Source organism: Burkholderia sp. KCJ3K979, from assembly GCF_016759955.1.
Lineage (GTDB): Bacteria > Pseudomonadota > Gammaproteobacteria > Burkholderiales > Burkholderiaceae > Burkholderia > Burkholderia orbicola.
The window spans coordinates 1-10,560 of record NZ_JACFYV010000225.1 but is presented as its reverse complement, the minus strand read 5'-3'; the positions used below and the strand labels follow the sequence as shown (position 1 = coordinate 10,560).

At 68.2% G+C, this 10,560-nt stretch carries 9 protein-coding genes, 1 pseudogene and 1 riboswitch; of the genes and pseudogenes, 5 read left to right on the top strand and 5 right to left on the bottom strand.

The genetic code is table 11. From position 1 onward, the window contains the following. The 4 genes from H3O04_RS36350 to H3O04_RS30075 all read left to right on the top strand — a co-directional run. The coding region (locus H3O04_RS36350; RefSeq protein WP_237666478.1) for a hypothetical protein at positions 1 to 224 on the top strand (224 nt) is incomplete at its 5' end. A 169-nt stretch (positions 225 to 393) separates the two neighbouring features. Beyond that, entirely contained in the window at positions 394 to 2,256 is a 1,863-nt protein-coding gene (locus tag H3O04_RS30085) for an ABC transporter ATP-binding protein (protein WP_011548219.1), read from the top strand. Between the two features lie 77 nt (positions 2,257 to 2,333). Next, complete coding sequence (locus H3O04_RS30080; protein ID WP_226292293.1) at positions 2,334 to 2,891, top strand: GNAT family N-acetyltransferase; 558 nt, start codon at positions 2,334 to 2,336, stop codon at positions 2,889 to 2,891. Between the two features lie 158 nt (positions 2,892 to 3,049). Next, complete coding sequence (locus tag H3O04_RS30075; RefSeq protein ID WP_011548221.1) at positions 3,050 to 3,763, top strand: riboflavin synthase; 714 nt, start codon at positions 3,050 to 3,052, stop codon at positions 3,761 to 3,763. Positions 3,764 to 3,781: 18 nt separating this feature from the next. Here H3O04_RS30075 and H3O04_RS30070 read toward each other — a convergent pair whose 3' ends face one another. The 5 genes from H3O04_RS30070 to H3O04_RS30050 all read right to left on the bottom strand — a co-directional run bounded on the left by H3O04_RS30070 (position 3,782) and on the right by H3O04_RS30050 (position 9,975). Then, positions 3,782 to 4,360 carry a hypothetical protein gene (locus tag H3O04_RS30070; RefSeq protein WP_198174612.1) on the bottom strand — a complete coding sequence of 193 codons (579 nt, stop codon included), beginning with the start codon at positions 4,358 to 4,360 and terminating at the stop codon, positions 3,782 to 3,784. An 86-nt stretch (positions 4,361 to 4,446) separates the two neighbouring features. Continuing rightward, positions 4,447 to 5,688 carry a voltage-gated chloride channel family protein gene (locus tag H3O04_RS30065; protein ID WP_011548223.1) on the bottom strand — a complete coding sequence of 414 codons (1,242 nt, stop codon included), beginning with the start codon at positions 5,686 to 5,688 and terminating at the stop codon, positions 4,447 to 4,449. Positions 5,689 to 5,767: 79 nt separating this feature from the next. Then, a riboswitch (Fluoride riboswitch) is annotated at positions 5,768 to 5,872 on the bottom strand. A gap of 79 nt (positions 5,873 to 5,951) precedes the next feature. Beyond that, positions 5,952 to 6,971 (bottom strand): chemotaxis response regulator protein-glutamate methylesterase, encoded by a 1,020-nt coding sequence (locus H3O04_RS30060; RefSeq protein WP_006479514.1) that lies wholly within the window; start codon positions 6,969 to 6,971, stop codon positions 5,952 to 5,954. Next, a complete protein-coding gene (locus H3O04_RS30055; RefSeq protein WP_011548224.1) occupies positions 6,968 to 9,277 on the bottom strand; it encodes a hybrid sensor histidine kinase/response regulator in 2,310 nt (769 codons plus the stop codon). The genes H3O04_RS30060 and H3O04_RS30055 overlap by 4 nt, the downstream gene beginning before the upstream one ends. Continuing rightward, the gene (locus tag H3O04_RS30050) at positions 9,274 to 9,975 is read right to left on the bottom strand and encodes a chemotaxis protein CheW (protein WP_011548225.1); all 702 of its coding nucleotides are present in this window, start codon (positions 9,973 to 9,975) and stop codon (positions 9,274 to 9,276) included. The genes H3O04_RS30055 and H3O04_RS30050 overlap by 4 nt, the downstream gene beginning before the upstream one ends. Positions 9,976 to 10,019: 44 nt before the next feature. Between H3O04_RS30050 and H3O04_RS30045 the strand changes: the two are divergent. After that, positions 10,020 to 10,382, top strand: a pseudogene (locus tag H3O04_RS30045) (RNA-guided endonuclease InsQ/TnpB family protein); the annotation flags it as partial. Positions 10,383 to 10,560: the final 178 nt, after the last annotated feature.

The window sequence follows — 10,560 nt, the reverse complement described above, 5'->3', positions numbered from 1 at the left end:
CCAGCCGCCACGTCGAACGTACGCGAAAAGGGGCCAAAACCCTGAATACTAACCGTATCGACGCTGCAACGCCGCATTCGTCAGACGTTGCGGCGCGCGTGACACTCCTGATAAAATCGCAGCACGTCTTTTCGGCGTCCTTTCATTCAACCGTTCACTTCAGGGAGGTGCAGATGTTCCGAATGCCAGCCACCTTCCCGAACGTGGTCTCGCGGCGCAGCTGATCCAGCCCGCCGTCCGCGCCGGCTCCCGAGTTTTCCTCTAACCCGTCAGCCGCGCTTTTCCCGACAGCCCGTTTCGCTCCGCCCGCGTGTTTCGCGCGGCCCGGCTGTTGCGTTTTCGACGTTCTCCGAACCGGAAAGTCCCGTCGCGCGATGCGCCGGGCAACGATACATGACCAGAAAAACCTCCCATCTGGGCGGCCAGGCATTCCAGGCCGTCTTCGGCTTCACCATCCGTTACTGGCGCAAGCAGCCGGCGCGCATCGCCACGGTCGCGAGCCTCGCGCTGCTCGCCGCGCTCGCCGACGTCCTCACGCCGCTGTTCGCCGGCCGCCTCGTCGACGCGCTGTCGACCGGCCTGACCGACCGCGCCGCCGCGTGGCACTCGGCCCTCGTCGCGTTCGGCACGCTCGCCGCGCTCGGCATCGGCGCGACGGTGCTGCGCCAGGGCGTCTACCTGAACATCATCACGCTCACGCTGAAGATGATGAGCGAGATCGCCGCCGCGTCGTTCCACCGCGTGCAGCGCTTCTCGACCGACTGGCACGCGAACAGCTTCGCGGGCTCGACCGTGCGCAAGATCACGCGCGGGATCTGGGCGCTCGACCTGCTCAACGACACCGTGCTGATCGCGCTGCTGCCGTCGGTCGCGATGCTGGTCGGCGCGACCGTGCTGCTCGGCACCCACTGGCCCGTGATGGGGCTCGTCGTCGGCGCGGGTTCGCTGCTGTACATCGCGGTGACGGTCGCGGTGTCGCTCGGCATCGTCGCGCCGGCCGCGCGGCTCGGCAACCTGTGGGATACGCGCATGGGCGGCGCGCTCGCCGACGCCGTGAGCTGCAACGCGGTCGTCAAGGCGTTCGGCGCGGAAACGCGCGAGGAAGCGCGGCTCGCACGCGTGATCGACAAGTGGCGGCAGCGCACGCGCCGCACGTGGGTGCGCGGCACGTTCAACGGCGGGCTGCAGGGGGCGATGCTGGTCGCGATGCAGGCCGCGATGATCGGCGTCGCGCTGCGGCTGTGGATGAACGACGAAGCGAGCGTCGGCGACATCGCGTTCGCGCTGACGATGTTCTTCATGCTGCAGGGTTACCTGCGCGACGTCGGCATGCACATCCGCAACCTGCAGCGCTCGGTGAACGACATGGAGGAACTCGTCGCGCTCGAACGCCAGCCGCTCGGCATCGACGATCGCCCCGGGGCGCCGGCGATCCGGATCGGGCAAGGCGAGATCCGCTTCGAGCACGTGACGTTCCGCTACGGCAACCATCCGGTGCCGCTGTACGACGATTTCTCGATGCGGATCGCGCCCGGCGAACGCGTGGGCCTCGTCGGTCATTCGGGGTCGGGCAAGACGACGTTCATCAAGCTGATCCAGCGCCTGTACGACGTGTCGGGCGGCCGCATCACGATCGACGGGCAGGACATCGCGCAGGTACGGCAGGATTCGCTGCGCAGCCAGATCGCGATCGTCCAGCAGGAGCCCGTGCTGTTCCACCGCACGCTCGCGGAGAACATCGCGTATGCACGGCCCGGCGCGAGCCGCGCCGACATCGAGCGCGCCGCGCGTCTGGCCAGCGCGCACGACTTCATCGCCGCGCTGCCGGACGGGTATGACACGCTCGTCGGCGAACGCGGGATCAAGCTGTCGGGCGGCGAGCGCCAGCGTGTCGCGATCGCGCGCGCGTTCCTCGCCGATGCGCCGATCCTGATCCTCGACGAAGCGACGTCGAGCCTCGACAGCGAAAGCGAGCTGCTGATCCAGCAGGCGATGGAGCGGCTGATGGTCGGCCGCACGACGCTCGTCGTCGCGCACCGGCTGTCGACCGTGCGTGCGCTCGACCGGCTGCTGGTGCTCGATCGCGGCAAGGTGATCGAGGAAGGCAACCACGACGCGCTGATCCGTATCGACGGCGGTATCTACCGCCGGCTGTTCGAGCGGCAGGCGCTGGAGCTGGCGAAGGGGCTCGCCGATTCGCCGCGGCGCGTGGCGGATCGCGATGCCGGCGCGCTGGGAGAGCCGGCGAAGGTTTGATGCAGGCAGGTCGTCACATGACCCGGCGACATGGCTTCAATCGCCGGGTCATGCCGGCGATCCGATTGGCGTGGTCGATGCACGACGAGGAAATGATGCTGCAACCGGACGAAACCCGTATCGAATCGAATCGCCTTTGGCTCACACCATTCTCGGCGAAAGACGCGGATGCGACGCTTGCATGCATTACGCCGTCGCTGACTCGCTATATGGGCTGGGACCCTCCGGCCAACAGGGAAAGTTTCGATCGCATCTGGCAGACGTGGCTGCACGCACAAACCGACGGCACGGACTACGTGTTCGTGATTCGACAACGCGACGGTGGATCCTTCCTCGGCCTGGTGGGGGTTCATCACGTCAAGCAGGCCATCCCGGAATTGGGCGTCTGGATCCGCGAAGATCGGCATCGCGAAGGGATCGGACGAGAGGCGGTCAGGCTCGTCGTGGAATGGGCGTGCTCGACGCTCAACGTTCAGCGCTTCAACTATCCCGTCGCCGAAGAGAACCATCCGAGCCGACGTATCGCCGAGTCCCTCGGCGGCACTGTAACGGGCCATAGCGAGACCTCGAAATTCGTGTCGGTCATTTATCAGATACCGGCCCCGGTGACATGCGAAAGCCCGGGGCAGGCGTAAGCGGCCGACTCGTGACGATCGATCTTGTGCGCAGTGGTCCTGCCCACGGCCGGGGCTTTCACGAAAGCGGCCTACCGCCGCCAGCCTGCCATCGTCACGCGCCTCTCCCGCGGATCACTTATCATGTCGGCCAGGCAATTCGCGACGAAAGGCAGATCATGTTTACAGGCATTGTTCAGGGTGTTGGCACCATCGACGCCATCAAGGATCACGGCGAGCTGAGAACGTTCAGCATCGCATTCCCCGAGCGGTTCACCGACGATATCGAGATCGGCGCGAGCGTGTCGGTCGACGGCGTGTGCCTGACCGTGACGACCATCCATTCACCGGTGCTGATCGACTTCGACGTGATGCTGCCGAGCCTGCGGATCACGACGCTGGCCGACCTCGCGACCGGCGCGCGGGTCAACGTCGAGCGGGCCGCGAAGGACGGCGCGGAGATCGGCGGGCATCCGCTGTCCGGTCACGTCGATTTCACGGGGACCATCGCGCACATCGCGTCGTCCGAGCACAACCGGATGATCCGCATCGGCGTGCCGGCCGAGTTCAAGCGCTATGTATTCGCGAAAGGCTACATCGCGATCAACGGTTGCAGCCTGACCGTGTCGGACGTCAATCGCGACGAAGGCTGGTTCGACGTCTGGCTGATTCCCGAAACGCGCCGCGCGACCACGTTCGATGCGAAGGGCGTCGACGACAAGGTCAACATCGAGATCGAGCGCAGCACGCAGGTCGTCGTGGACACGATTCGCGAATCGGTCAAGGAAACGCTCGGCGAATTGAACGGTGTCGTCACCGCGCTGCTGGCGGAAAAAGGCATCGATATCGAAGAACTGCTGGCGCGCAACGTCGCGCGGCTGCCGAAGCAGTAAAGGCTGATTAAGCGCGTGCTAGGTGATCCGCTGGATCACTGAGTAACGGCTACCGTCCGAAAACACCTCGACCCACGGTTCCGATGCCTCGAATGTCCAGAGGACGAGCTCGCGATCGTCGAGTTCGTCGTCCTCGGGCCACGGCATGTTCCATCCGCCCGCGACGGCCACCACGCCGCCCGTGTAGAGCGGGCATTGCGCCATCCATTCGCGCTCGTAGTCGTGCGCGGCCGCGCCCTTGAAGTTGCCGTTGAATCCCCAGTCGCGCTGCCAGCCGTGTGCGTCGAGGTACGCGCCGATCGCGGCGGAGCCGAAGCGGAACACCGCGTCGACGGACGGAAGCGACATCGCATCGGATCGGCACAGCGGGCGGTCGGAACGGACGGGTTGCGTGGCAGTCTCCACGCGGCCCGACGTGCCGCTTTCGTCGAGATACACGTTCAGCCAGACGCCGTCGCGCTCGACGGAGATACACAACGCGCCGGCATCAACCCCATGCCAGTAGCCGGTGACGGGTTCGCCGTCGTCCGCGAAGCGGTACTGACGGCTCGGCCTCGCAAGCCGTTTTGCTTCGGTCAGGAAATCGTCCAGTGTCATGGGATGTCCGTCAGTCGTTTTGCATCCTGGGTATCGCATGGAACCGCCGCGGTCGAGCGACATCATCCGCGGCCGCACGCCCTACCTCACTCCGCCTCTCCCTGCGCCCCCTTCCCCACCGCCACGCGCTGCGCGCGATAAATCCCCGCGTGCCCGGAAAACAGATACGCGACGACGCACGCGACGATCGCATACACGCCGATATCCGCGCCGAACAGTTCGATCGCCATGATCGTCGACGCGATCGGCGTGTTCGCCGCGCCCGCGAACACCGCGACGAAGCCGAGCCCCGCGAGCACGGGCACCGGCAGCGCGAGCACCTGGCCCAGTGCATTGCCGAGCGTCGCGCCGATGTAGAACAGCGGCGTCACTTCGCCGCCCTTGAACCCCGACGCGAGCGTGACGACGGTGAACGCGAACTTGCCCGCGAAATCGTAAAGCGGCAGCGGGCCGTGAAACGCGGCCTCGATCGTCGGGATGCCGAGGCCGAGGTACTGCGGCACGTTCAGCACGGTCGCGGCCACCGCGACCAGCAGGCCGCCGAGCACCGGCTGCAGCGGCGCATGGCGGATCACGCGGCGAAACCACGCGGTCAGCGCATGCGTCGCGAACGCGAACAACCGCCCGACCACGCCGAACGCGATGCCGGCAACGACCGTCACGGCGAGCCCCGTCGCCGATACGGCCGGCACGAACGGAATCGCATAGGCCGTGTGATGAACGCCCCACGCGCGGCACACGACGTCCGCGACGATCGCCGATGCAACGCAGGTCAGCAGCGCGTCGTACCGCAGGCGTCCGATCGCGAGCACCTCGAGCCCGAACACGGCACCCGCGAGCGGCGTGCCGAACACCGACGCGAAGCCGGCCGCGATGCCGCCCATCAACAGCACGCGGCGATGCTCGCGATCGAGCCGGAGCACGTGCGTGATGCGATCGGCGAGCGCGCCGCCCATCTGCACGGCCGTGCCCTCGCGGCCGGCCGAGCCGCCGAACAGGTGCGTGACGACGGTCGCGACGAGCACGAGCGGCGCCATCCGCTTCGGCACGAGTGCCTTCGGGTCGTGAATCTCGTCGATCAGCAGGTTGTTGCCGCGCGCGACCGACTGGCCGAACCGATGGTAGACCCAGCCGGTGGCGAAACCGGCGGCCGGCAGCCCCCACAGCAGCCACGGATGCGCGACCCGCGTGCCGGTCGCCCAGTCCAGCGCGATCAGGAACAGCGCGGAAGCCGTGCCGGCGAGCGCGCCGAGCAAGGCTGAAAGCGCGAGCCAGCGGCACACGTAGCGCACGGTCGCGAAAAGATCGGCAGAAGTGGTGAAAAACATGATTTCCAGATTCGACGGGATATCAAAACCTGGGCGGCAGAATACCGCGTGGACGGCCTGCGACCTCCTGACGACCCAGGAACACGCAGGCATCATCAGCCGGGCAAACCGGCGGTTGAGGGCCGCACCGCGCGCGCCATGCGCCGGAACGACCGCAGGGAGGCATGCCATCTCCGCAGGCCGCAATTGTACGCGACGCCTCGCCACGCACGCAATGCAGCCGCCGGCACACCCCGAAACGACGGCGTCTGCCCGATGCACGGTCAGTCGCGCGATGTCAGTGCGATCCGCGCGATCAACTGGGGCGCGATCTGGTCGAGCGGCAGGATCGCCGACGCCGCGCCGATCGCCGCCGCGGCCTTCGGCATCCCGTACACGGCGCTGGTCGCCTGGTCCTGCGCGATCGTGTAGCAGCCCTTCGCCCGCATCGCCTTCAGGCCGAGCGCGCCGTCGCGTCCCATGCCGGTCAGCAGCACGCCGAGCGCATCGCCCTGCCAGCCGTCCGCGACGCTGTTGAAGAACACGTCGATCGACGGCCGGTACGGCGTTTCGGCCGGATGCCGCGTATAGCCGAGCACGCCGCGCGGCGACAGCATCAGATGGTCGTTGGTCGCCGCGAGCAGCACCGCACCGGCCTCGGGCACGCTGCCCTGCCGCGCGACGCGCACCGGCAGCCGCGTATAGCCGTCGAGCCATTCGGCCATGCCGTACGCGAATGCCTGGTCGACGTGCTGGACGATCACGATCGCCGCCGGAAAATCGGCCGGCAGCGCGCGCAGCAGCGCGGTGAGCGCGGTCGGGCCGCCCGCCGACGCACCGATCGCGACGAGCGTCGGCTGTCCGCGCGTGGGGGCCGGCCCCGGTGGCACAAGCGCCGTGGTGCGGCTTTCGAGCAGCCGGCCGATCTGGTCGATCTTCGCGAGCAGCGCCTGCGGCGATGCGTCGGTCGACAGCCCGAGCGCGAGCGTCGGCGTGTCGACCGCGTCGAGCGCGCCGGCGCCCATCGCCTCGTACACCGACGACGTGTTCGCGCTGACGCTCGCCGTCACGATCAGGATCGCGCACGGCGCGCGTGCCATGATCCGGCGCGTCGCGGCGACGCCATCGACCTTCGGCATCACGAGGTCCATCAGCACGACGTCGGGCGGATGCGCGACGCAGAAATCCACCGCCTCGTCGCCATCGGTCGCGACCCACAGCACGCGATGATCCGCGCGCAGCGCGATCACGCGGCGCAGTGCCTCCACGGCCAGCGGCAGATCATTGACGATACCGATGTTCATCCGCGCGCATCTCCGATCAGGTCGTGCACGGCATCGAGCAACGCCTCGTCGTGGAAGCTGCTCTTCGCGAGGTAGTAATCGGCGCCGGCGTCGAGCCCGCGGCGGCGATCCTCGTCACGATCCTTGTACGACACGATCATCACCGGCACGCGCTTGAGCATCGGGTCGCCCTTGATCAGCGTGACGAGTTCGATGCCGTCCATGCGCGGCATGTCGACGTCGGTCACGACGAGATCGAACGCATCGCTGCGCACCGCGTTCCACCCTTCCATCCCGTCGACCGCGACCGTCACGTCGTAGCCGCGCTTTTCCAGCAGCTTGCGTTCGAGCTCGCGCACCGTCAGCGAATCGTCGACGACGAGCACGCGGCGGCGCCGGTCGGCGAGCGCGAGCTGCGGATCGCGCGTGAGCCGCGCGAGCTGGCCGCCGCGCACGAGCTTGTCGACCGAGCGGATCAGGTCCTCGACGTCGACGATCAGCACCGGGTCGCCGTTCTCGAGCAACGCGCCGGCCGCGATGTTCTGGATCTTGTGCAGGCGGCTGTCGAGCGGCTGCACGACGAGCATCCGCTCACCGAGGAAACGGTCGACCGCGACGCCGTACAACTCCGGCTCGCCGCCGACGACCACGACCGCCGTGCTCGCGCGCGCCACGTCCGGTTCGCCCGCATCGAGCAGCTGGTGCGCGGCGACGAGGCCCACGCGCCGGCCGTCGAACGGAAAATGCGGCTGCCCTTCGAGCACGTCGATGTCGTCGTGCGCGAGTTCGAGCGTGCGGCGCACGTGCGCGAGCGGGAATGCATAGGGTTCGCCGCCGACTTCGACGAGCAGGCTGCGGATCACCGACAGCGTGAGCGGCAACTGCAGCACGAAGCGCATGCCGGCCCCCGGCTCGTTGAAGATCCGCACCGCGCCACGCACGCCGCGCACCATCTCCTGCACCGCGTCGAGACCGACGCCGCGGCCCGATACGTCGGTCACCGCATCGCGCATCGAGAAGCCCGGCAGCAACAGGAATTCGAGCAATTCCGGATCGGACAACCGCGCGGCCGTCTCGTCGTCGGTCAGGCGCTGGCGCACGACGGCCGCGCGCAGCGCGTCCATGTCGACCCCCGGCCCGTCGTCGATCACGCTGACGAGCAGCGAGCCGGCGCTGTGGCGCGCCTCGAGCGTGACGCTCGCCTCGGCCGGCTTGCCGCGCGCGTGGCGCGCGTCGGGCGAATCGACGCCGTGGTCGATCGCGTTGCGCAGCAGGTGGCCGAGCGGCGCGTCGAGCAGGTCGAGGATGTCGCGATCGACCTGCGTGCCTTCACCGACGATCGAGAAACGCACCTGCTTGCCGAGCGAGCGCGCGAGATCGCGGACGATGCGCGGATACGCGCGCGTCGCATCGCCGAACGGCCGCATCCGGCATTGCAGCGCCTCGTCGTACAACTGCTCGGCGATATGCGTGCTGCGCCGCTCGAAGCGGTCGAATTCGTCCATGCGCTCGGCGAGCGAGCGTTGCAGGTCGTTGAGCATGTGCCGCACTTCGTTCATCGACGCGAGCATGCCGGCGTCGAGATCGTCGGCGAACTGCTCGACCATCAGGTCGAGCGAACGGGCTGCGTCGCGCTGCGCGCGCTTCACGCGCAGCATCGATTCGGCGAACGGCTTGAGCCAGCGCGATTCGACCAGCGATTCGCCGGACAGGCTCAGCAGCCGGTTCAGCGTATCGGCGCGCACGCGGCGCATCGCGCCGGCGCCCGACACGCGGCCGGCCTGGGCCGGATGGGGCACCGCGCCCGACACGGCGAGCGGCGGCACCGCGGCACTGGCCCCGACCGGCTCGTTCGCGGCGCCGTCGTGATCGCGATACGGCGCGAACGACGGCGGCACGGGCGGTGGCGCGGCGGCCGGCGCCTGTATCGTCTGCGCGCCGTCGGCGCCCGTCAGCGCCGCCGCGAACACGTCGATCTCGGTCTGCGACACGGGTTGCCCCTGCGGATCGCCGACCCGCACCAGCAAATCGACGCCGGCCAGCAGCACGTCGACGTGCGTGGCCGTCAGCGCGATCGTGCCGGCCTGCGCGGCGACGAAGCATTCTTCCATCCGCCCGGCGATCTCGACGCCGAGCGGCACGCCGACGATACGCGCGGCGCCCTTCAGCGAGTGCGCGGCGCGCATGCACGCTTCGAGCGCGACGGCATCGGGCTCGCCCGATTCGAGCGCGAGCAGCCGCTCCGACAGCGCCTGGGTCTGCGTGCGCGTCTCCTCGCGATACAGTTCGAGCAGCGACAGGTGGCTCAGGTCGTCATCGCCGCTCATCGCATGCTCCTTGTCACGGCGTCGAACAGACGATCGTCGTCGAGCAGCCCCACCGACTTGCCACGCCACGACAGCACGCCGCGCGACAGGCCGGCGCTCGCGCGCCCGACCGTCGCCGGTACCGGCACCCAGTCGGAGGCGCCGAAGCGCAGCACGCCCTCGACTTCGTCCACCGGGAATACGACCGGTTCGCCCTGGTGCGCAGCCACCAGCAGCCGCGTGAAACGGCCGTCGTCGCTGCCGCTGCCGGCCTTGCCGGCATCGAGGCCGAGCAGCGCGCCGATCGAGATCGCGATGCGCAGCGTGCCGCGGATGTTCACCACGCCGCGCACGGCCGAATTGCGGCGATGCGGCAGCGAATGGATCGGGCGCGTGCCGGCGATCTCGCGCAGCACGCCGATCGGCAGCGCGAGCCATTCGTCGGCCACCCGGAACGCGAGCGCCGCATGGCGCGCCACGCCGTCGTCGTCGCTCGCGTGTGCCGTGCCGAACGCGCTCATCCGGCGCGTGACGTCGGTCATCTCGGCCACGTCGAGCGGACGCTCGAGCAGCTTGGCCGCGTTCGACGCGTAGACCGGGCAGTTCAGGCAGCGCAGGCAGTCGTTCAACCGCTCGCACGAGCGGTCGCCGCGCGTGCCGATCCGGTTCCAGCAATCGTCGACGTCGAGCGTCGCGTCGTCAGTGGCGGCGCGGTTCATCAGAATTTTCTCCGAGAAACTCCGCCATTGATGGCGGGAAGGACGATCTGGTGCGGCGCTTCGATTACATCGCGGTCGGCAACGTGTCGGCCGCAAAACTCGCCAGAACCAGGATGGCGAAGAGCGTCTACGACGCATCCTGGTCGTCCTTCCGACACAAGCTTCGCTACAAAGCGATCGCGCACGGGGCCACGTTCGAGGAAGTCGACGAAAGCGGTTCGACCCAGTCCTGTTCGTCGTGCGGATCGAAAGACAGCACGACGCGGCCGAAAGGTATCGCGGGACTGAGAATAAGAGAATGGGCCTGCAGTGACTGTGGTGTCGAGCATGATCGTGATATCAACGCTGCGCTGAACATTCTCCGATGCGGACGTGCATCGCCAGGTGTGGGAATCCTCCGCCTTTAGGCGGTGGAGGACGTCAAGCGTTCCTCTGGTCATCGCGGTGTCGGTCCCATTCCCGTCGTCGTGTCAGCCGGCCGAACGCCGGGCGCGTTCGAGCAGCCATTGCGCGCCCGCACGATCGCCGCCGACGTCGAGCAGCGTCGCGAGATGCGTCAGCGCCTCGTGATGCGTGGGGCGCAGG